Source organism: Serratia sp. JSRIV002, assembly GCF_019968725.1.
GTDB lineage: Bacteria > Pseudomonadota > Gammaproteobacteria > Enterobacterales > Enterobacteriaceae > Chania > Chania fonticola_B.
This window is the reverse complement of sequence record NZ_CP074143.1, coordinates 2,683,845-2,705,846: the sequence shown is the minus strand read 5'-3', so window position 1 is coordinate 2,705,846 and position 22,002 is coordinate 2,683,845. Positions and strand designations below refer to the sequence as shown.

Annotated in this window: 25 protein-coding genes and 1 pseudogene; 2 read left to right on the top strand and 24 right to left on the bottom strand. The window is 49.0% G+C overall.

The window, feature by feature from the left end; all coding sequences use genetic code 11:
- Nucleotides 1-85: 85 nt before the first annotated feature.
- The 3 genes and pseudogenes from KGP26_RS12760 to KGP26_RS12750 form a co-directional block, all read right to left on the bottom strand.
- Nucleotides 86-643 carry a DUF4145 domain-containing protein gene (locus KGP26_RS12760; protein WP_223665530.1) on the bottom strand — a complete coding sequence of 186 codons (558 nt, stop codon included), beginning with the start codon at nt 641-643 and terminating at the stop codon, nt 86-88.
- Nucleotides 644-660: 17 nt separating this feature from the next.
- Complete coding sequence (locus KGP26_RS12755) at nt 661-1,560, bottom strand: HNH endonuclease (RefSeq protein WP_223665529.1); 900 nt, start codon at nt 1,558-1,560, stop codon at nt 661-663.
- A gap of 222 nt (nt 1,561-1,782) precedes the next feature.
- Nucleotides 1,783-1,962, bottom strand: a pseudogene (locus KGP26_RS12750) (isocitrate/isopropylmalate family dehydrogenase); the annotation flags it as partial.
- A 580-nt stretch (nt 1,963-2,542) separates the two neighbouring features.
- Between KGP26_RS12750 and KGP26_RS12740 the strand changes: the two are divergent.
- Nucleotides 2,543-2,779 (top strand): DinI-like family protein, encoded by a 237-nt coding sequence (locus tag KGP26_RS12740; RefSeq protein WP_223499638.1) that lies wholly within the window; start codon nt 2,543-2,545, stop codon nt 2,777-2,779.
- 298 nt (nt 2,780-3,077) lie between these two features.
- Here KGP26_RS12740 and KGP26_RS12735 read toward each other — a convergent pair whose 3' ends face one another.
- From KGP26_RS12735 to KGP26_RS12685, 11 genes are all read right to left on the bottom strand, one after another.
- Nucleotides 3,078-3,341: a hypothetical protein gene (locus tag KGP26_RS12735; protein ID WP_223499363.1), complete on the bottom strand. Its 264-nt coding sequence runs from the start codon at nt 3,339-3,341 to the stop codon at nt 3,078-3,080.
- A gap of 230 nt (nt 3,342-3,571) precedes the next feature.
- Complete coding sequence (locus KGP26_RS12730; RefSeq protein ID WP_223499361.1) at nt 3,572-4,894, bottom strand: phage tail protein; 1,323 nt, start codon at nt 4,892-4,894, stop codon at nt 3,572-3,574.
- Nucleotides 4,895-4,908: 14 nt separating this feature from the next.
- Nucleotides 4,909-5,934 (bottom strand): DUF6453 family protein, encoded by a 1,026-nt coding sequence (locus KGP26_RS12725; protein WP_223499359.1) that lies wholly within the window; start codon nt 5,932-5,934, stop codon nt 4,909-4,911.
- Nucleotides 5,931-9,134, bottom strand: coding sequence for a host specificity protein J (locus KGP26_RS12720; protein WP_223499358.1), 3,204 nt, complete (start codon nt 9,132-9,134; stop codon nt 5,931-5,933). The genes KGP26_RS12725 and KGP26_RS12720 overlap by 4 nt, the downstream gene beginning before the upstream one ends.
- A 55-nt stretch (nt 9,135-9,189) precedes the next feature.
- Nucleotides 9,190-9,774 carry a tail assembly protein gene (locus KGP26_RS12715; RefSeq protein WP_223499356.1) on the bottom strand — a complete coding sequence of 195 codons (585 nt, stop codon included), beginning with the start codon at nt 9,772-9,774 and terminating at the stop codon, nt 9,190-9,192.
- The gene (locus KGP26_RS12710) at nt 9,771-10,484 is read right to left on the bottom strand and encodes a C40 family peptidase (protein ID WP_223499354.1); all 714 of its coding nucleotides are present in this window, start codon (nt 10,482-10,484) and stop codon (nt 9,771-9,773) included. The genes KGP26_RS12715 and KGP26_RS12710 overlap by 4 nt, the downstream gene beginning before the upstream one ends.
- 2 nt (nt 10,485-10,486) lie before the next feature.
- A complete protein-coding gene (locus KGP26_RS12705) occupies nt 10,487-11,242 on the bottom strand; it encodes a phage minor tail protein L (RefSeq protein ID WP_223499353.1) in 756 nt (251 codons plus the stop codon).
- Between the two features lie 9 nt (nt 11,243-11,251).
- Nucleotides 11,252-11,593 (bottom strand): phage tail protein, encoded by a 342-nt coding sequence (locus KGP26_RS12700; RefSeq protein WP_223499351.1) that lies wholly within the window; start codon nt 11,591-11,593, stop codon nt 11,252-11,254.
- 139 nt (nt 11,594-11,732) lie between these two features.
- Complete coding sequence (locus tag KGP26_RS12695) at nt 11,733-12,074, bottom strand: hypothetical protein (RefSeq protein ID WP_223499349.1); 342 nt, start codon at nt 12,072-12,074, stop codon at nt 11,733-11,735.
- Between the two features lie 46 nt (nt 12,075-12,120).
- A complete protein-coding gene (locus KGP26_RS12690; protein WP_223499348.1) occupies nt 12,121-12,690 on the bottom strand; it encodes a zinc ribbon domain-containing protein in 570 nt (189 codons plus the stop codon).
- 53 nt (nt 12,691-12,743) lie between these two features.
- Nucleotides 12,744-16,229: a phage tail tape measure protein gene (locus KGP26_RS12685; protein ID WP_223499347.1), complete on the bottom strand. Its 3,486-nt coding sequence runs from the start codon at nt 16,227-16,229 to the stop codon at nt 12,744-12,746.
- 163 nt (nt 16,230-16,392) lie between these two features.
- Between KGP26_RS12685 and KGP26_RS12680 the strand changes: the two genes are divergently transcribed.
- Entirely contained in the window at nt 16,393-16,551 is a 159-nt protein-coding gene (locus KGP26_RS12680; protein ID WP_223499346.1) for a hypothetical protein, read from the top strand.
- A 76-nt stretch (nt 16,552-16,627) separates the two neighbouring features.
- On the opposite strand, the gene KGP26_RS12675 is transcribed toward KGP26_RS12680, so the two are convergent.
- The 10 genes from KGP26_RS12675 to KGP26_RS12630 form a co-directional block, all read right to left on the bottom strand.
- On the bottom strand, nt 16,628-16,894 hold the full coding sequence (locus tag KGP26_RS12675; RefSeq protein ID WP_223499345.1) for a hypothetical protein: 267 nt from the start codon (nt 16,892-16,894) through the stop codon (nt 16,628-16,630).
- A gap of 22 nt (nt 16,895-16,916) precedes the next feature.
- Nucleotides 16,917-17,126 (bottom strand): DUF1799 domain-containing protein, encoded by a 210-nt coding sequence (locus KGP26_RS12670; protein WP_371822694.1) that lies wholly within the window; start codon nt 17,124-17,126, stop codon nt 16,917-16,919.
- Nucleotides 17,127-17,218: 92 nt separating this feature from the next.
- Nucleotides 17,219-17,566, bottom strand: a complete 348-nt coding sequence (locus KGP26_RS12665) for a phage tail assembly chaperone (RefSeq protein WP_223499344.1) — start codon at nt 17,564-17,566, stop codon at nt 17,219-17,221.
- Between the two features lie 44 nt (nt 17,567-17,610).
- Nucleotides 17,611-18,267: a phage tail protein gene (locus KGP26_RS12660; RefSeq protein ID WP_223497858.1), complete on the bottom strand. Its 657-nt coding sequence runs from the start codon at nt 18,265-18,267 to the stop codon at nt 17,611-17,613.
- Nucleotides 18,268-18,308: 41 nt separating this feature from the next.
- The gene (locus KGP26_RS12655) at nt 18,309-18,722 is read right to left on the bottom strand and encodes a DUF4128 domain-containing protein (protein WP_223499343.1); all 414 of its coding nucleotides are present in this window, start codon (nt 18,720-18,722) and stop codon (nt 18,309-18,311) included.
- On the bottom strand, nt 18,719-19,303 hold the full coding sequence (locus KGP26_RS12650) for a hypothetical protein (RefSeq protein ID WP_223499342.1): 585 nt from the start codon (nt 19,301-19,303) through the stop codon (nt 18,719-18,721). Before KGP26_RS12650 ends, KGP26_RS12655 begins: the two co-directional genes overlap by 4 nt.
- A 1-nt stretch (nt 19,304) precedes the next feature.
- Nucleotides 19,305-19,655 (bottom strand): hypothetical protein, encoded by a 351-nt coding sequence (locus tag KGP26_RS12645; protein WP_223499341.1) that lies wholly within the window; start codon nt 19,653-19,655, stop codon nt 19,305-19,307.
- Nucleotides 19,656-19,668: 13 nt separating this feature from the next.
- Nucleotides 19,669-20,151, bottom strand: a complete 483-nt coding sequence (locus KGP26_RS12640; RefSeq protein ID WP_223499340.1) for a DnaT-like ssDNA-binding protein — start codon at nt 20,149-20,151, stop codon at nt 19,669-19,671.
- Between the two features lie 37 nt (nt 20,152-20,188).
- On the bottom strand, nt 20,189-21,157 hold the full coding sequence (locus KGP26_RS12635) for a major capsid protein (RefSeq protein WP_223499339.1): 969 nt from the start codon (nt 21,155-21,157) through the stop codon (nt 20,189-20,191).
- 12 nt (nt 21,158-21,169) lie between these two features.
- A complete protein-coding gene (locus KGP26_RS12630) occupies nt 21,170-21,946 on the bottom strand; it encodes a hypothetical protein (RefSeq protein ID WP_223499338.1) in 777 nt (258 codons plus the stop codon).
- Between the last annotated feature and the right edge of the window lie 56 nt (nt 21,947-22,002).

Sequence of the window (22,002 nt, the reverse complement as noted above, 5' to 3'; positions counted from 1 at the left end):
TATGAGCGAAAATAGACTTAACAGATTTACCACTTAGGCAACTACCATTCGGATAGTTTCCATTACCACTTTTTAACACGACAGATCATTCTGGCTCGATAAAAAGTAGAGAGATTTGAACGGCTATTTTTAGATATCGTTCAGCTTCATCTTTTGTGAGTTCAAAATCTCCCAAGTGAGCCGCTTCATTTCGTAGCTTCCGCATCTTATCCACCAAAATAGCTGTGGACTTCTCAAGTTTTCCTTCTCTCACTAACCAGTCAATAAACAATCCAGGATTTATTAGCGGAACAGATGCGCCCTGGATAAATCCAGCCTTACCTGCCGCTTCTTCAATTAGTAACCATGACTCCATAATCGCAGCTCTGGGCGACACATCAGCAATTCGTTCCAATTGTGCCATCCGTTTAGAAAACTCAATATCTTCCTCTGTTAAAATTGTTGATGCTTCAACCAAGGGAGACTCATTCGCTAAGTCCTCAGCGGCTTTTAATCCCAAAGTAAATTCAGCTTCAGCATTTCCAAGTTTTACCTTAGATAATCTGAGAATTAACTCCTTAACATCATTACCATATTTATGTACAAACCATACAAAAACCAGTGGCCAAGCTAAAACTGATACTAACTCCACAATATTAGACATTTTTATCCCTCAAGCTTTTACTCTTTCTCAAACCCAAAAGTCACGCGATGCCGTTTTAAGTATTTTTTATTCTCCTCAAACAGCCCATCAATTTTTGAGTTCAACGGAATTTTTAAATCACGAAGCAGACCTGCAAATTCTTTCTTGTGCAATAAGTGCCCATTATCATCAAAGCTGATCATGCCCCGATCGAACAATCTGTCCAGGTTAGGAATAAGGGGGAATCCGTTGTAAGGGTCAACTTTCTCTTTGTCATTTGAGATAGACCACGAAACAATATGGGACGCGGTTAGCATTGACTCAAGCGCAATGCCTGTGACCGCGCATTTTCCGCCCCACTTCTTAAATAATTTATCTCGGTAGGGACCGTGACCAACACGAGCCTGAATGATGGTTTCTTTGGTGCTTCCGGTTGCTTCTTTTACCTTAGCTGTCTCTTTATTGAAGTCTATTGAGACATTTTCACTAATGAAGCTTGCTATCATTTTTGCTGCGACTTCGGGGATCTCGCACATATACGTTTGTGTGCACGAACCATTCTCGGCAAAGACTGATGGACGACTCGACTCATTATATGAACTCATAAATATCTCGCTAAACTGCGAAACATCGATCGAGTGCTCCAAAACGATCAACTCTACGTCTACTCGAGTGCCCTCACGTTCCCATTTATCAAAGGAACGACTAAGGGGGCGCGGTGCAGGTTTTGCATCGGCCGTGGCGGTGGCCACATAGACTATCTCTCTATCCTTATTACAGAAAATGACGTCTCCGGCTTTTACGCCCTTTACTGCTTCCCACGAAGCATTGCTGAACTTTTGCCCATTCTTGTTCATGCCATATTGCGGAGCCCAGAGGAAATTTTGATCTTTAACTTCTTTATAGCTACTACCAATGTTCACCCAGAAAAAGCTCATTAATACCCCTTGTAGGATTCTTTTCTCATGACGAAAAGTGCATTTGTAAGTAGTTTATCGTCAGTTTCGCAGGGAATTTTAGACTCAGCTCAACCTTTAAATATTAATTCTCGAAAGCACCAAAATGGCCGAGTTTTGATAACTTTTTGATAACCGTTGCATATTGAATAATAAAAAACGGGAACCATTAGGCTCCCGTTATCATCAAACGCTAAAACACGCTTACATGTGTTTAACGATAGCGTCGCCAAACTCTGAACATTTCAGCAGTTTAGCGCCTTCCATCAGGCGTTCGAAGTCGTAAGTCACGGTCTTGGCAGCAATTGCGCCTTCCATGCCCTTCACGATCAGGTCGGCAGCTTCGAACCAGCCCATATGACGCAGCAGCATATAGCTGGGTAATCATAACCCATTGATTATTATATCGTACATTCCAATTCACGTCGGTAAAAATCGGCCTTAGTGAGCCTTGATTGGTGCTGGTTTGAGTTGAGTTTTGCAGAAAGAAATTTATGCATTGATCGCATTTTATTATGACCGGTCACCGTTATTTCTAACAAGTGCCGCAGCATCTCGGCATACCCCTTTATGAAGTCTGTTCCCTACAGCCCTACGTTTCGATTCCAAAGCATTAACGATAGCCATTCTGTCGACAAGCTGTCCAGCATGGACCAGTTCAACAACCACCGCCCCGATTTCTGCGACTATCATCCCGCATCTTTCCTCATCCAGTTCCATAGATACCTCCGGTTATTTTTCACCCAGATTAGCATGGTGATATCTGGCTGGATAGTTTGCCGGAATTTTTCCCGGCGTTGTAAATCACTCCTTGATTTTTTCGATAGGTACAGGCGTTTCACCTGGAACCTATTCTTTAAAACCTTCCTACTCGAAAAATTTTCCGCTTTGCAAAAATCCATATTGAACAAAGAATAATTTAGCTGTACAAATAAACAGTTAAATCGTGGAGGGCTAAATCATGCTGCATATTGAAGTGACTATCGATAAGAAAAAGAAACTGCCAGCATGTGCTGCGTCTGCTCTGGCCATTGAACTGAACAAGCGCCTACAGCGTAAGTTTCCTGATGCTGTGGCCACCGTTCGGATGGCTGGCATGGATGGGCTATCAGTTGGCAGGGCGACACCGGCAGATAGAGAGGCGATCGAGGAAATACTGCAGGAGACGTGGGAAAGTGCTGATGACTGGTTTCAGTCGTGAAAATTGCAAATTAATGTGTAGCAGCTATATTTGCTAAATTAATCCTATCAAAGAGCTTTAGCGTGAAAAAAGGACTCGACAAAGATGCGTTATTCACAATTATCCTGCTCGTTTCAGCGGTATCCTTTTTTGTCTTAACGTTCCTAGTATGGCGTTGACAATTCATATTATGGCCGAACTACACATAACCGCTTGCGGAACTGACAGATAGCTATCGAGTACAGAATACTGCCCCAGTATCGTTATTGAAAATTCAGCACGCATTGCCAAAATGATACAGGGGCAGCACTATTAAAATTTACTTCTTGGCACTTTCTGCATCAGCAGCCATGGTTTTTTCATGAGCAACTTTAGAGCGTTCCATTGCTGAAGCTGATTCTTTCTTGGCTTCTTCGTGCTTTCCTTCTTTATGATGCTTAGCAGCCTTCTTGTGGTGCTTCGCGGCGGTTTTATGCTTAACCGCTGCGTCTTCATGTTCCATAGTTGTAGCATCGGCAGCAATCGAAGCGAAAGAAGGTAGACCCAGAGCAAACATGGAAATAATTAAGCCTTTATTAGTCATAACAATTCCTTTGATTTAAATCATAACCAGACTGCGCCAGTAAACCTAGTCGATAACTCAGAAATTGCAAACCGGTATTTACCCTAGCCTAGTTTTCACTTCCTGGGTTCTTAGATAGGGACTGGCGTTTCACCCTGTGAAAACTCCGAATACAGCTCATCTACGGCGGCATCTCGACACGCAGATCAATCCAGCGACAGCCTGGGATATCCATTGACTAGCCTGACTTTTTAGTCAGTTAGTGCTGACTCTGGTATGGGGATTGAATCATCCGGAACATATTCGGCGAATTGACTGTTTGGAACGTTTAGGCGAACCATTAAAAACTTACCTTCAGGGATGTCGATGCTGTCACCATTGGCGTAACCGTCAATGTTATTCTGCAACGCAGAAATGGGACAATCATTTGTCCTGTGGTACGTCTTGAATATAATTGAGCCGTCCTTTTTCACTTCATAGTCCACCCACAATAATGCACTGCCGTTTTCGTCCTTGGGTACTTCGAATTTCCAACCATTATCGTTATAAAAACCCAAACACCCATCAACGTGATAAATGCCTACATCAAGCCGCTTGCAGGTAACCCCTTCCGACTCCATATTGTTTTTGCAGGTGCCATCCCGATAAATACTCGTTATTGGCGAGGCTTTCTTAATAAATCCATTACCATCAACAACTGTATTAAAACTATGCCAAATGACTTTGTGCATTACCCAGCCTTCGCGAAGGTTGCCACATGATACTGATAGATGGTTTGCTGTTGATGCCATGTTAAACGCAGCATAAACGTCTTCTGTTCGGCACCATATCGACGGTCCCCAAGCAGGAGTATACCATCCGTCACCGTTGTCATTTATTGGCGCATTGTTTCTAAAGGCTGTAAGGCCACGCTCGCCAAGTTCATTAAGTAGGTAATTAACATTATTGCTATTAATGGTTTTAAATCCTTTATAGCTCCCCCCCAGCCCCCATGCGCCATTTAACATGATTTGATTACTATTGGCACCTACGTTAGCCGTTGCTGCTGTTCCCAGGCCAAGGCTAGTACGAGCGGCGACTTTATCGCTTAAGTCAGATAGATTTTTATCTTTTGCTAACTTACCTGCGGTTGTCTCCGCTACTGTATTAATATCATTTCTTAGAATAGATAATTGTCCTGCGTAACCTCGCCATGCTGGCCCGGTGAACGTGCTGCCATCGGGCAACTTGACCGTTACATTACCCGTGCCGCTGAATACCTGCTGCCAATTGTCCTTGTCATAGTTTAGCCCGCGTATCGCTCTTGATGCTTCAGCGACGAGCTGTGCGGTGATTGAGTTCTGTGTTTCACGCGGCACGGCTGACCATGCTGCTCCGGCTTGCGTAGGGCCATCGTAGACGCGGATTAGCGTCACCTGTATCGCGTTATCGACGGTTTTCACCGGCAGCGTATACGTAACACCACCGACAACCGCTACAACAAAATCGCCGGGCTTCAGTTCTGTTATGAACGCCGTACCCGCGCCTTTAACGATCGCCGAGTTGGTCGTGAGCGTGATAGTTCCTGCTGGCATAGCCTGCCCCTTATTTAAAGACTAAAATAATCTGCGGCGTCCAGTACGGGCAGATTGATTGTTGTCAGCCGATACTGAATATTGATTTTGCTATGGTCGTAACTGTTGATGTATCTCGTGCGCCAGGCAGTAACGCCACCGCCAGCCATTCGCATTCCAGCATGGCGATAATCAAGATAGTTATTCGATAGATTCATACCATCATGAATACCAAGGCGGCAGAGTGGGACCAGCGGCTTTGCTGTCGCCATGAGGGGGTATGCATAGTTACCCGGTATGCGCTGCGTGTTTAATGAATTACCGCGATAGAGCATGGGAGCATTATCAGAGGAGAATGTGCATTGCCCTGCGGCATTCCAGATTGCCAACCCGTAACGCGGAGGAACCGGATAAGAGCCGTTCGAAAAGATGCATATCCACATCTGGCAATCTGCACTGCCGTCGCTGATGATATCTCTACCTGCCTCTCTATAGACATTCACAGTCATGCTTTCACGGTCAAAATCCACAGCGCGATCACCACGATCCCAGTAAGCAAAAACAATCGCATTGGCACGATCAGGAATATCGGGGATTGCCCAGGCACCGCGCACGGTAACAACACCACGCCAGACGCATTTCCCCGCAACAGCCAGATCGTTAAATTCACTGTAGTCTGTCGCGTCGATAAGCTGGAGTCCATAGCGAGGTACACCTCCAGCGCCTGATACCTGAAAGGCATCAAACTCGATGGGTCGCCTGCCTTTGTCCTGCCTGGAATTAAATCCATCAAACCAGGCATGCACTGTACCTCCCGATATTTGTACACCACTGCATGATATTACTCTGGGAGCCGCGCCTGTTTGAATAATGGCAACCGTTCTTCTTGGGACAATAAATAATGAGGCTCCAGGCGAGAGGTCGGGGTATGACCATGTTTCTCCGTTTTGGTCAAACTCTGGGTTAAAAAAGCCACGATAGGCGCAGGCTTTAGAACCGTTGCTGATATCAACACCCGCACCACCGTCTTTGGGATAAACTACAAGTCCGTATCGGCTCAATATATCCTCCCGAGCTTTGTTCTTATTTGCCCTGCACCGTCGTAAACTGCCACACCATCGTTATTGACAACAGTCCTTCCAAGACCAGGCACTGAACCATTGATTTCAACATATCCATCCCTGAACCCCAGTTTCATACCAACGCCCCCCGGAGAGTAATTATCTGACTGGAGATAATCCGTAATTTGAGCGCCACCGATTGAGGCGTTTTTTATTTTTGCTGAGGTAATAGAACCATTCTGAATAAAGGCATCACTGATAAATACCTGCCCATTAACCACAGCAAAAGGCGAATATTGTTTATCCCCGCTACCGCTCATCAGTACGAACTGATTGGCGTTAAATCCGATGCGAGTTACTACTGGCTGGCCAGCTTGCGCCAATACCGCAATAGACATCCCGGCGCTGTAATACACGCCATTAATACGCACACCGGCTTTCAACGTATGCACCGCTGTTGCGCCAGTAGCATCAACAGTAGCTGTTAGCTTGTCTTCCAAAGCCGCGGTAACGTCACCGATCTGCGCCTGCACTTGCGTGGACATTTCAGCAAACGCTTTATCAACCTCGGCTATCGTGGTTTTTACAACCAGAATATCGGCTCGTACTTCGCCGTATTGCGCCCACTGATGGTCAACCGTCGCGTTATTGGCCAGGGCGTTCTGCAGGATGGCGTCGATGTTGGTATCGATCTGGCCAGAAAGCCGATCACCATCAGCAGACGACATAAAACCATCGCCAATCACATGAAGATAGTCATCAGCATCGCCGTTAGACTGCCCGCGCACCCAATCAATCCAGTCACCCTGATTGCCAGTGCGATCGACGAGCCGCGCACGATACCAGAACTCTTGCCCCGCCTGTAATCCGCTCTGCGTATAGCTACGTTGCGGGTAAGGCACATCTGAAAGCAACATGGCGTTATTGCCTGCGGCATTATCAGCATATTGAATTTCGGTTTTCAGTGTGTCCCCGGCTCCGGCAGGAAAATTCCATGAAAGCCCTATTCCCCACAATAAGGGCGTTGCTGCGAACCCTACTGGCTTAGGTGGTTTCCCTTCCTTGCCATTTAGCCGAGTTTCCTTTGATGTTCCCCAGATAGAGGAAACATCACTGGCATTTATGGCCCGGACCCGCACCAGATATCGCCCGGCAAAAATATTCTGCACTTCGAATCCCAGGGCCGATGTGCGCGCCATAGAAACCCAGTTGCTATCGTCTCGCCGCCATTCGGCTTCATACGCCACAGCATTATCAACAGCATCCCAGTTGGCTCGCATCGTAGTGATTGCAATCCCTTGGTTAATCTGCGTAAAACTGCTGACCTGTATATTGGTTGGAGGCGCTTGCACACCAGGCGGGATCACTGATATCGGCCGCTCATCCAGTCGGGCACCAGTATCGATCGCATCGTATTTGCCCGGACTATGCCAAACAGCAGAAATGGTAAACGTGCCGTCATCATTATCAGTAACGTTTGAAACCCGATACTGTTGGACTGCCAGATCGCCAGCATCGACAGACCACACGGCCTCCGGTTCTGGATTTGGGTTATAAGCAGTGCTGACCGTGACGTTGGTACCACTGACGACGGAAACAGTGCGTGCCTGGGAGCTGCCGTTCGGTAAATTGATAATCAGCCGATCACCCGGCGATACATCGGCAACCCGATCCAATTTAATCACCCGGCCATTAACTGCCGATATGCGGCCGCCTAATACACGCCCAGCCAACATCTGATCTGCAACGCCAATGATGCGCCCAGGCAATGGAATGTAACCATCCAGCCCAGTTGAGAACGATATTGTGCGGTCGTTGCTATTCGTGAGTAGCGCCCAGCGCCCGCGCCTGTTTGCCTCCGTTTGCCGCGTGCAACCTATGGCGGAAATTTCCGTCTGATTGATGCCGTAACGCTCAACCAGTGCATTTTCCATAACCGCTTCGACTTCATCTTGATAATGATTGTCAGGGTTTGACCAACTCACCATCGCGCTTGAATAGCGGTTTCGATAACTGCCGCCTTGGTAGTGAAATTTTCCATCAATGACGTTTGCTCGAGTGTATGTAAAATCCATATCCCTCGGCATATCAGCCAACACGCAAACTTGGTTATTGGCCCAATACGTCATGCCACGAAAAATCGAAGCCAGATCGCGCAGTACGGTAAAAGCTTCATTCTGAGCCTGAATATAAACGTCACACACAAATCGTGGTTCTGTACCGGAGCCGCCACGCCCATCGGGTACACGTTGATCACAGTATTGTGCTATACGATACAGTTCTACCTCATCAACTTGGGTTGCATCCAAGCGATCACCAAGGCCAAACCGCTTATTCAGCAAAATATCGTAGAATACCCATGCTGGATTGTTGGAGTAGGCCCATTTAAAACTGCCGTCCCATGTGCCGCTGTATGTCCGGCTTTCCGGGTCATATGTTGTCGGAACGCGAATAACCCGCCCTTTCGGCTTACAACTGATCTGCGGAATGTTTGGGAACTGTTTCGCATCGAACGAAACGAATAACAACGCCGTGTTGGGATAACGAAGCTTGGCATCGATCACTTCAGTGATCGCCATCACACGCGTAAGATCCACGACATTGCTGGATGTTGAGTCAGGGGTAATCCTGCGCAGGCGGATTTGCCAGCCTGTTGTTGCTGCCGGCAGATTCACACGGTGACTACGCTCAAAAAGTGACGTAGTTTTGTCGTTTATCACACTGTTTAAAACGGTCTGATATGCGCCGCCATCAGTAGAGAGATCGATCGCATAATCAACCCGAGTACCCACGCGATCCCCGTTATCCTCTTGCCTTACCAGCGTCTGCCAGCCAAGGCGAACTCTGACAGCAGATAACTGAGTATTATTTATCGCTCTCACCCAAGGCTGCGTAGCTTTCAGATCGACACCAACACTAGCTTCGTATTCAGCACCTGGCATTCCCTGAATATAATTCTGCATCTGGGTGCCCGGACGGAAATCCCACTCAAAGCCGGGATAGTTCAGGGTTCCATCTGGCGAAAAAACCGGGGTGCCATCGAGGAAAATATTTTGCCCATCCAACCCGCCAGCAAATTCCCCCTCACCCAGCGCCAGTAAAATCTTCGCCCTCGCTATCGACTGGATGCTGTCCGGGGACTCTGTCGGGGTATGGCTACTGCCACCGCCACCTTTGCGACCTTGGATCACGTCTGTCATAGTTTCGCCCATAAAAAAAGCTCGCCTGAGCGAGCCTGATTGAACACTGATATTTTTACTGCTGATCTTCTGCGTAGATCCCCGCCGATATCACTGCACCGCCGATTTCTCGACTGCCGTATAGGACACCAACTGGATTGCCCTGGGTCGTCGAGTTAACCGGGCCACCAAACGCGTATGAAGGTTTGTTCTCAGCGTTCTGACCGACCGACAAGCCACCTGGCTGCGGTGATAACATTTGCACTACTCCACCAAACATCATCGATGCACCGGCCATCCGAAGATAGGGAGATATCGGAGCCAAAAACGGGATAAAAGAAGCTGCGATAAGGGCGGCACCAAGGACAGTTTGAAAAACACCACCACGCTTACTACCAATAATGACCGGGATAATCCGTATATCGCCATTGCCCTTAGTCATGTCGATCTCTTCTTCACTGACATTCTTACGGCCGACAAAAACAGCAAAAGTCAGCCCCTGGATTTGAGCCTCGTTCATAAAACGTTCGAAACCGGGAAACTGCCCCTTAAGCGCCCTGATCGCGTGAGGTATATCTCTGGCACGATAAGTAAATTCCTTGACGAATTTCTTTCCGAGAATGCCGCCAAGCCTGATTGTTCTGATTGGAATGTCACTCATTTGAAAAAGTCCTTAAAGCGCAGGATTTTTATCATTCTTTCCTGAAAATAACCGCCGTATGGGATCCGCTGGCTCAGTTGCCCATAAGGATGGTGCAGTAGCATGTTGCCTTCCAACAGGATCCCCGCGTGATTGGGTACCGAAGCCGAGATCTGCATAATGACCATATCGCCCGGTTGTGGTGACCCGTAGAACTCCCGAAAGCCGCATTCATACCAGTTGTCCATATACAGGTTTTCACCTTCATCCCACCAGTGGCGCTCCACACTGTAATTAGGCAGAGTAATGCCGTGCTGTTGCCGGTAATAATCCATAATCAACGACCAGCAATCGGCATGCCCAAATACGAACTGACGACCTTCCAACGGGCGATCACCGCGTGGGTTAATCGTCCTGATATCACCCTCAGGCCACGAAGCGATCACCCACGGCAATTCCGTAACGTCACACTGCAGCATGTCCAGTTCGCTGGGCTGCGTCGTGGCCCCATCGCCAGTGTGGCTATGTACGATAGCTGCTACGGTTCCCCACTCTTCGGCTTCCGCATAGTCCAACGGGGCCAACTCAAAATGTTCTGTAGGCTTGGGGGAAAGATTGGCACAGGGAAAATAACGCTCTACGCGCCCTTTCTGGGCGATGACGCCGCAGCATTCAGCCGGGTGGCAACTCTCAGCATGAGCCAAGATTGCATCGATAGTTTTTTGTCGCATGGTTACCTCCGAACCAACGCAGAGCCTGGGAAGCCACCGAAATCAAGTTCGTTATTTTCGCCAAAGCGTTTTTTGCAATCCGTCAGCAGCCCCCCACACTCATCTTGCGAAGGATCTGCAGTAGGATTCCCTTTCTTATCAAACCAGCCGTTTTGCCCCGCATAGGCGCATCCGTCACCGGTTTTATAAAGCCCACGCATACACCAAGTGCAAAGTGCCGTAATTTGCCGCGTTGGGATCTGCCGCCCTTGCAATGACATTGGATCGGACAGCGTAAACTCAATAACCTCGTTGTCTTCCGCGCTTTTGCTGTCGATGTAGAAAACCTGCTTAAATTCTTGGGCTGGGTCTGCTTTGGGGTTTCCACCGGCAAAGTTTTTGGCATCGAGGTAATGTGCGAAAGTATCGTGGATGGTTACCTTGGCCTGAAGCATATCGTCAAAACGCAAACACAGCGCGGTGATCAGGCTGTCGATATTTGACACCGCCAATTTCGGTGTTGCACTGGCCCCATCGCTGGATGATTCTAGCCCCTTTAACTCATACGGAAATGCGCCGTATTCTTTCCCCTGCCACCAAACGCTTTTTGGCTTTAACTTGGCTTCATCGCCACCAGACGCGGCGATCTCCGTTGGAGTATGAGGTATGGTTTCGTTGTGAAAGCGCAGGATATCGGCACCGAACTTTGTACCGTCGACTTCGATTAACCGGATCCGGTTACCGGGTTCCAGTTTTTGCACGTCATTTGTGATTGCCACATGGTCTCCTTATGGCGCGAACGCTTGTTCAAATGTCGCAGATACCGTCATAACAGGGCCGCCAACCGGAGTCGCCTTGATGGAGTCAGCAACCACGCGATATAGGCCCTTTACCCCGTAGGGTGGTGTCCAGAAGAATGATTTAGTGGTGTGGGACCGGACGAACTCTAACAGCGGGAGCATCTGAGCTTTTTGGCCGGTGAATGACAGCGGCCAGGTCTGGGTTTCAATGTTGAGGCCATTACCGGCTACCTGCTTATAGCCATCACCGAACTGTGCCGTTCTCACCCGCTGGGCATAGCTGCCCTCTGGCTGCCCCTGAATGCGCCAGGTGAATGTGTCGATTGCCATGTTTTCTCCGTGCATAAAATCCGGTGCAATGCCCACAGAAATGTCGGGCATTAAAAACCCGCAGTTAAACGGGTTAGCTGACGTCCACAAATTAAAAAGCCACCCGAAATAGGTGGCTGAATAAAATCAATCCAGTTATCTATTTACAGTCAATGACAGCCCTTTCAATTTTATTGCTGGTCATAGATGGCATACGCTCAAATAAGACGTAATTAGTTTTTCCTGCATGCTCTCTTACATCAAGAACAGCATCAGCACCTGCACCACTGCTGCTCAGTATTTGGATGGAAAAACCATCAGCTAATGGAACTGATGTTGCATTATAATAAGTCTGGTTCCATTTCTCCGCAACGCACGCAGACATGACCTGTGCCGTTTTTTGTGACTGCCCAGTTGATACAGGTTCCCCTTCCAGTAATTCTTGTACAGTAGCACAACCTGCCAACGCAACCATTATCACGAAAAACCCCAGTGCTTTCATTTGATTATTCCTTTTAAAAAAAGTAGCAATATCCAATTATCACGCTTCATTGTTTTTTAAGGATTCGGAGCATTCCCTCAAGTTCTGCTTCAAAGTTTTTCCTGAGGTTTTCCGGGAGACTATCTCTAAGTCGGCGAATCACTGGCTCGTGTGTCACCATTACCGAAAGAGCTGAGTTTTTCGGCATTTCATTATGTAGTTGGTTCGCAAAAGCTTTAATGCCATCATAATTAAGAACAACATCACCGTCCTGGTCTTCAGTAACAAAATCACTGGCAACAAGCACTTTCGCACTTCCAACAACCCTGCCTGCGCTAAGAGCACTAACGTCACTCCCACAATGTTTACATTTGATTGCTTCAGCTCTAATTAACTCAGCACAAAGTGGACACCGTACCATCCCTTGGTTTAGTTGTATATTTTCAATATCCTGCTTGCTGCCACTAAGGCAAAGAGAGTGGATTAAAGCGACAATGAACAGCAAGAAACCATACAACCACCACGCCCCGAATGACCTACCCTTGCTTTGTGCAATAAAAGCAGGTATTAGACCAAGAAAGGCCGCAATTATCAGAATCTCCACACCGACTTCTCCGTAAATTACAAGTGGCAACATCCTATCACCACTTACAGTCATCAGGCATATCAAGACATCACATTTTCTGATGATTACCTTGAATTCTGTGCATACCAAATCTGTCCTCCCGGCCTCAACTCCCTCGCGATCCCCTCCCTAACGGATACGTCGATCACCTGCTGATAGGCCTTAGCCACGGCATCACCATTCCCTGATTGGCTTTGCTGCTGCCCTTGCTGATTGATGGTTACAGGAGCATTGATTGTTAGCTGAGAACCTTCGGAACTGCGTAGCCCATGCATCGGCGCAGAACCAGAAACCGTATTTCCGACCAACCCGCCGTTGGCATAACCGCGCATCATGGCATACAAATTATCAACACCAATGCGATCCGTGGCTTCTTTGGTCATGACAAACTCACCACGATGCACGACACCGGCTGGCTCGTACTTCCCACCATCACCGGTATAACCGCCCGTATCAAAGCTGAAAATTTTCCCTAAAGCTGAAGTAATCGAACCACCACCCTCGCTTTCTCCTAACATGCTCTTGACCGCGTATGCCACCAATAGCTTGTTGATGATATCAATGATCATCTTGAGGATTGACGTCGTGAAGTCGCGAAATGATGCTTTGCCGGTGGTGACCAAGTCAGTCATCATATTGGAGATGCCACTCAACGCACTCATAGCCACGTTTGACACCGAGCTATAAACATCAGTGGCTTTCTCCAGATACTCATTCAGCCCATTGAGCGCACCAGCTTTCCAGTCTTGTTCTAACCTATCCCGCTCCGCATAAGTTTCATCAAGGGATGACAATACCTGCTTTTGTGCACCCGGGTTATCCGCATATTCAGTGGTGAGCCGGTCCCTTTCGGATTGTCTTTGGGAATCCCTGGCTGTAGCCCCCGTTGCAAGAAAGGCGATCTCAGCACGTTTTGCCTGCTGCTGCCGATCAAACTTTTGAGCAGCATCCAGCAATTTGTTGAGCCGTTCCTGCTGTACGACTTCATCACCGAGAACCGCCAGTCTTTCCTTATGTGCCAGAATGCTGTCTTTACTATTGAGAAGTGATTTTTCTTGAACCTTTAATTTGCGATCTTTTGCCGCCTGCTCCAAAACAGTAAAATCGGCTTGGGCCTTCCAAAGATCCTTTCGCTGTTGGCTGATTTTATCGTTTAAGCCGGTATGCTGACGCAATACATCCAACTGGGATTGAAGCGCCAAGAGATCGGCTTGCGCTGACTCATCGGCACTATCTCCTGCTGGCGGTTGATACTTTGGTCCTTTAGGAATCACAGGGTCTTTGTGCTTCCTTAATATTTCTGCCCGATATTCTTTATATTGGGCATCCGTTAAAGCCCATCGATCTGCATCAAGTTTGGCTAATTCCTCTTTTCTTTGTGTAGCCTTACTAGCGTATTGCTGATTGTATTTTTCGCCAATTTTTATCCTGTTTTTGAGCCGCTCTTGCTCGTCTCGCTCCTGCTTTGCCCGCCCGGCAGCAAGCCCCTCATCAGTCAGCGACTTTTGAAGTTTCTCGTATTCTTTGGTCAGGTTGCCAACCAGAGTCCTTTGATTTACCAGCGCCTGGCTCTGTTCTCTAGACGAAAACGAATCATTTTGCCGACCGTAGCCATAGCCAGTAGTGTTTACAGCCGGTGTAGCCTCCAGGCGCTCAAGATTCTTACGTGCAACCTCAAGTTGTTTTCTTACCCCCTCAACCTTGCTGCTAAGACTCCTTTCTCTCCCAACATCAAGCATGGCATCCCATGCACCAGAGGCTGCATCCTTCACATACTCCCATGCTGTTTCCAGTGTGCCGAGATTATTTTTAACCCCGATAGACCGACTGCTCATTGAAGATGCGTAAGATTCCATCGCGATTTTTGCTAAATCGGCGGTGCGTCCCTGTTTTTCGAGGGAAATCATTTGCTCAAGTTGGGTGGCAGTAAGAAAATGGAGGGTTCGATCCAACTCCATTACGGCCTTTACTGGCTCGTCCTGTAGGCGCTTGAAATGCTGGATCGTTGTATCAATTGATTGCCCGGTAGCGTCTTCAATTTCTGCGGCAACCCGCGAGACCATGCTGATCGCACCAGAAGAGAATTCCCCGCTACCGACCACTTTCGCAATCGAACTCGCGAATGCACGTTGTGTCAGTCCATTTTGTGACAGTGAGCGAGCCAAATCCTGCAACTGAGAGGCTGTTTTTCCAGCATATCCGCCTGTCAGTATAAGCTGCTTGTTATACTCCACGGCTTCTTGCGAGCCTTTGTGCCATGCGGTGACAAGTAGGCCAGCCACACCAACCAGCCCTGTAATGGCAAGACTTGTTGGCGATAGTATTCCGGCAAGCCCCTTCGCATGTTCAGCATTTTCGGCCAACGCATTGGCATTTTCTGAAAGCGACCCTGATGATTCGTCAGTTGCCTCTTTCAAGCCAAGGATCTCCTCCTTTATGTAGCGTAAGATCCCACCCAGCCCACCGAACGAGTCACTGATCTGGCCGCCCTGTTGAAACAGAACCAGCCACAGCGGCATTCCACCTGCAATAGATGTGAAAATATCGGTGAATTGAGCAGGCAACATCCTCAACGCTTGTCTGTACCGAGTGGCGGAGATCGTGCCAATCTTCCACTGATTATCTTGCTCACGCAGTTTGGCAATAAGCGGTGCTGACTCAGCCGACACCCCCAGCTTTGCCGCTTTCAGCTCCAGCAACTGGGTACGCGTTTTACCAATAGCGTTTACCTGGTCCTGCAGCGAATCGATGAATGATTTACGTGTGGACTCAGCACGCTTGGTTTCCGCTGCGGCTGACCGCTCTGCGGCCTCCTGCTCTTTCAGGGCTTCCTTCAAGCCCCTGGAAGCGATCGCTGCGGCCCGTTTCTGATCGGCCTCGCGTCTTACCGCCTCCTCTTGCTGGCGCATTGCAGCAATCAGCGGTGCGGCCTCCTGGCTTATACCTAACTGCGCTGCTCTGTATGCAGCGGCATCAGAGGCCGATGCCTTATAAAGTGCGCTCTGTGCTTGGAGTTTTGATAAAAATGCCTCTTTGGCTGCGGTGGCGGCTCGTTCCTGTTGCGCAGCTGCGGCAGCGGCTTTTCCTTCCTCCGTTCGGGCTGTGGCCGCACGTTCCAATTGAATGCGGGTCTGCTGGATGGTACGGGAAGCCTCGGCAAATGACTCAGGATCAATAATCCCTTTTGCGTTGAATTTCGATAACTGGCTTTCCATGTTATCGAGTCGTTCGAACGCCGCTGTAACCGGGTTAATTTGCGTCAGTAAATCGCGCAATTCTTGCCGTTGCTGCGCTGTCGCCTGCGAATGGTTTTTTGCTTCCGTCTGCGACTTATTCAACGCTGCAGCATATTCAGCAACACGGCGATGGGTATCTTCAATCTCTTGCGCGATCTCCTTCGATACCTTCGCCGTATTCTTCCCGGAAGCATTGAAACCATCGGCGGCACCGGCCGCTCCGGTAGCTTTCTGCTGGAATTTATCCAGCTCTTGGTTACCCCGCTGCAAATCGCCGGTATCGACGCGCAGGGAAAGTGATGCAATGTCTGACATGCTGTATCTCCATGCAAAAAAGCCAGCACAAGGCCAGCATGATCAAATATCAGGGTGTTGTTGGCGAAAACTAAAGGTTATCTTGAGTGTTCAGCTCGCCCATGTAGGAGCATGGGCGTCTAAATCAGAGGGATAGCTGATTAACTCTGGATGAGGTAAAAATATGCAACGTATGGGACCTGGAATTCCTAGAGAATTACAGCCGCTTGATGATAAGGCTCAAGGTGGAGTGGATGCTGTAACTGCAATTATCGCATTCCTTATTGAAGAATCGGCAAATGCTGAGGAAACAAAGGAAAAATTAAACCGTTTTACTCAGTAAATATGGTTCATCATCAACGCTAGTGCACCTTGGGAAGCGCGTAGCCAATCTACTTAAGTAACAAACTGCGGCGTGCTTATTGTACGCCGCATTGCAATTGTTTAATGATTTTTTTCGAGTGTGCTATCGCCCGCTGCTCATACTCAGCAAACGTTGATGATTCGTCATAATCTTCAACGTAATTGATTGTTAAAATTACCTTACCCTCAACTAAAGCATATATATCACCTCCAATCTGAGATACAGCCTTGGCGCTGAGCTTCCTAATTGCAGATCCATTTTCATGCGCCACATCGCTAAATCTAAGCCCTTTAGCCTGAGGAAAATTTACATTGAATTCCATTTTTAACTCCTGCCTTTCGGCCTCATTTTTTGTGAATGATGGTCAGCGCAGACGCTTCCATCACCCTGATATCAGTTAATGCGGTTGCCTCATCCTCTACGCCGTGCAGCTTCATGACCCAGGGCAAGCAGTTGTAATCCAAACCAGTGACGCCACTCATGCCCGTGCGCCACTGTGTGGCCATAGCGCGGAACACTTCAAAAGACGGCCACACATCGGGCAGGATTTCCACTGGGTCAGAATCTATATCGTCCAGAGTCAACCCGAACGCGGCCAGTTCTTCCGGTGAGGGTTCAGGCGTATAGAATGCCGAGGCAACCGCTGTTAGTTTTTTTCACGCAACGCCATCAGTTCGCGGGTATATGCCAACGCGATCGAGTCAAAGGCCCGCGGGTAGTTTTCCAGCAGTACCATAACGTTTTCTTTCGTGAATTTTTCCGGCAACGCCCAGCCAATGGCAATTTCGCAGACAAAATCTACCATCGGTGCATTGGTGTGCTTGCCCGTTTCGCCAAGCTTCTCGGACTCTTCACGCAAGTTTTTTTCCAACGCTTCCAGATCGGCACGAGTTTTATGCTTGAACGTGAATGTCAGAACGCCATCCTCGGCCCCGGCACGGGGAATGGTCACATCAATTTTAAAAGTAGGGTTAGGGATAAGAGTAAATTTCATGTCGACACCTTTGATTAGTAGGGCGCAGCTGCCGCCCCAGTGAATTATTTGTCTTTGTAGAACGTCATGGTGCGGGATTGCACAGCGATAGATACCTGGACGGTTTCTACCTGGTTTACCGCTGTGGCCGGTTGCGGATCGAACGATGCCACACCAGACCAATAACGTTTCTCTTTGGCTTTAGGCACATACATGTAAAATGGCAACGTATCGCCGGAGCGATCACCAGCAAGTAGAACGTTATAAATCGCCAGCGATGAATCATGCGCAAAGGTAAATGTCTGGTTTTTTGCGGCACGGAACGTGGCAAGGTTACGCTGGCGATCATCCTCCAGAAATTGCACCTGAACATATTGCTGATCACCACCGGAGGCACCCACTTCAGTAATTTGCGGGATCTGCATCCAATCAGTGATTTTCATTAATGACCCTACGCCCGCACCAGCAGGGAAAAAGTTTGTATCTGACGTGTCGAGGGAACCAATCGTAATTGCCGTTGCGGTCGCAATGGTCACCTTAGCAACCAGATTATCAACCAATCCCCAGCCGGATTTGATTAAAACAATGTCGTCAACAGCCAGTGTGCTGCCAGTAACAGTAAACACAGCCCCCTTTGCGTTGCTGACTGCTGTTGCAGGCAACGCGGCGGCCATTTTGGACCCCACAAATACCGTGGCGCCGTTAGGCAATGCAAATCCCATAGGATTCTCCAATTCAGGACATAAAAAAACCGCCGAAGCGGTCAGTGAGTGATGATGTCAGCTCGGTAATTCATGCTGACGGGGATTGTGTAGCGCGTATCCGTTGTTATGCCGCGGTAAACCGTGGGCGGCGTGCTGATGTAGCAGGTTAAGCCACCTTCAGTCAGCATCATCCCCAAAGGGAACAATGCGGAGATCTGGTCGGCCAAGTCCCTTGCAGGGCCGATGCCATCACCAGCAGGCACAACAACGTTGATTTGCCAAACACCCGGCAAAACATGCAGCTTTTCCGCAAGGTCGATTGCTGTTGTGGTTGCGGGCATGGCGTAGGCTTGCAGATACAGGCCATCGGGCGGATCCATTGGGGTGTTTTCCCAGGCAACAGGAATATCATGCGCGTCAGCCCATTCGCCCAGACAGGACTCAAGCAACGCAGCTATGCGGGTGTGGCTCACGGTTCAATCTCCGATACGGCGGCGCTGAAATGCCGCTGGAAGTCTGCGGCAGTGATACGGACCATGCCGCCTGGCGCTTGGGTGGAATGTCCAAATTCCAGTGGATAGGCATAAGGGACGTTATTCACGAAATAAATGGCCTGCATGCCAATGCGGAATTGCTCTATCACCAGGTTTCCCGCAGCCAGCGTCGCACCGCCTGATTTATCGATCCGACCTGTTTCACCATCAGCCGGCGAATCAAAAGACACCTGCCAATTGCCGCGAAACCGGCCCCCGCTATAACCTGGTGGCGCCCGGATCCCCATACTGTCAGAAACCCGAGCGCGCTTTTTCAATTTCCCGGTGGGGGTGAGGTTGGCAGAGTCTTGTCGCAGGGCCTCATTGTGATCAAAAACAGCCTGGTTGTAAGCTACCGCCGTGTTATTCACTTCCCATAACTCAGGATTGCCAACAGGCGACATCTGCACAAGTTGCGCCAGTATCCGGATACTGGTCGCACGCACCACCTGCGCTTGATTGGCCTTTGCCTTATCGACAAACGCCGTTATCGTCTGCATAAAGGCATCATTTTCGGACATATTACGCCCTCAGTTGTGCCCGGTAACAAATCAGGATGGAACCAGGCTTTATCGGATGAGGATGCACTACCCGATATTTTTTACCGTCAACCTCGATCTGGTCATCTATACGGATTTCCGTTTCATGTGTGGCCACTAGTTGCACATCACCGCCCTGAATCAAAGTGCCGTCGATCTCGTTCGGTTTGTACTCGGTTTTTACACCGATTACCGTGCCGTTAACCTCCGGCTCCCTCACTTCCTTACCAGCTATGCGGCTGACTGTACCGCCGCGGGTATGCGGGTATTCAGATCCGTTCTCGGTCAATGTGTGAGTTGCCCTTTTCTGGGCGCCCAGATAATCGATAGCCATCCTTTCCCCCGAATCAAGATCTCGTTGCGATCGCGTTAATGGCAAACCCACCACCGACAACAAAGCCGTTTAATACCGCCATTACCGCCGGATAGGTCTGCTTGAAAGTTTCACCATCAGCAATAGCAAAAACAGTGGTGATCGCTCCTTCGACACGCTCAGACTTTATTGAAGCCGATCTGCCGGCAGCCAACAGATCCCCCTCTTGAGCCTCAATTGCCAGCATGCATTGCGCTGTAACGACCTGTGGAGGGATCACGTCATTCGGATAACTAAAGCCATCGAATATCACACCAGAACGCGGCCATGCCAACGGCTGAACGGCTTTAGCCCTTCGCCCCTGCCAATTTATGCCACTCAGAAAATCCATTGCCTTGATCAGCAACGGCTCGGGGCTTTCTGGGGGCGTAATGCCCCGACCAACAACAAATGCTTCAAGATCTGCCACCGATGCGTAGCTGTTGAATTCCGGCGCTTTCGGATTGGTAGACAACATAGTGCCTCCAAAAAATTAGGGGCCTAAGCCCCTTGGATTACTTAGCCTTGGCCGCCGGAGCGGAGTCGGTAAGCTTGATCATCACACCGGCCGTTACCTTGTTGCTGGTAGCGTGTTTTTTCCAGTTTGTCGGTGTCCCAATCTTGGTTAGATCCGGATTTGCGCCGCCCTTTGACTCATCCCAGCTATAGCCGAGCATATCAATATTTACCGTACCTTCAGCGCGGTAACCAATTGCAAGGTTTTCTTTATTGTTCACATCGAAAGAACGGAACCCCGGCGCTTGCGATTCAGTGATCGCAATAGCATTTGGCAGAAGCCCCAGAATAACGTCGATTGGCGCTGTATCCGTAACCAGCACAGGCTTACCCAATGTGCCAGGCAATCCGCCATACACCACCACGCCCGCTTCTTCATAAATTTTGTTGGCGATAGCTTCATCGACAATGTCGAAATAGCTGGCAGAGTGCATAACGAACAGGCTGATACGGCCAAACTTATCGCCATATTTGCGCATTCCTTTGGTGAGCGTCTTTTTGCCATCGGTCGCAATATTGGCACTGACAACCATTTCGTCATTGGCACCAATAGCCGCTGTGAGCGCCTTAATTGCATATTTTACAAAACCTTCCAAGGTGGCATCAGCAACATCAATACCCACGATTTCCGAAAACTCAGAAACGTCGCGGCCACGGCGTTTAAATGCTTCCTCAGTGGTTTCGTAAGGGCCATATTTCCATGGTGCCTTAACACCCACGGACTCTCCGGCACCAATTTTTTTGCTATCTACCGGGTCGTTAGAATTCACGTCACGATGTTCGATGCTGCCCGACAGGTTATAAAAAGCACGCTTCTTGAAGTCACCTTCGATCAGCGCGTTATCCAGAACGATCGCCCCATTTGATGAAGCATTGAATACATCCAAATTATCCTGACGGCGCTCCAGGTATGCAGTTTGAGCCAGATCGTTATAAATGATCAGGTCGGTGTTAACAGTTGCTGCCATGTTCGGTGATCCTTATTCTTTTGGAAGTCTTAAAAATGCCTGCTGGCCATGAGCGCGGATGTAATCCGATTTTTGCTTGGAAGACATCTGAGAGCGCTTCAGTGATCCGCCACCAGGCTTATGCCCACCCGCGCCCGAACCTTCGGCTGCTGGCCAAAGATGAGGGGCTGTGTCTTTGAGGGATTCGGCCCACTCGGCAGGTGATAGCGGCGTTTTACCGTCCTTCCCCATAACCGGGTTGCCGTCCTTGTCGATTGCAACGGCCTCGCCGTCTTCGTTAAGTGTGAAAACTCCCTGGGAGCGTAAAATGATGTCGTCCGCCGCAGTGGCCAGAACACCAGTTTTTAATGCCGCCGAACGGATCACATCACCCAGCACTCGCTTAGTGAATTTGTTCGCTAGCGCCTCGGCTTTTTCAGCGCGATCTACGGCAGCTTTGATTTTCTTATCCGAATCACCACGCATTCGTTCGGTACGCTTCTCCAGCACCTCATCAATTTTCCCTGCGGCGATCAGTTCTGCCTCTTCGCCATCGGAAAAACGCTTGAGAATGCCACGCACAGCGTCGGGATCGATGCCATCAAAACGCTTCAAGTTGTCGCCTTGCTCTTTGAGCTTGCCGAGCAACTCGCTGTTTTTGGTTTTCAGGCCCGAAACAGACTCGTTAATGCGGGAATCAATAATGGCTTGGATTTCCGGGGTGATCTCGACCCCAGCACTGCCGCCGCCACCTTCCCCGCCTTCACCTGCTGCCGCATAATATTTACGTGCAATATTTCGGAATAACATGCTTTCCCCTTGGGATTTATTGCCGGGCTTTGCCCAATAAAAAACCCGCGCTATGG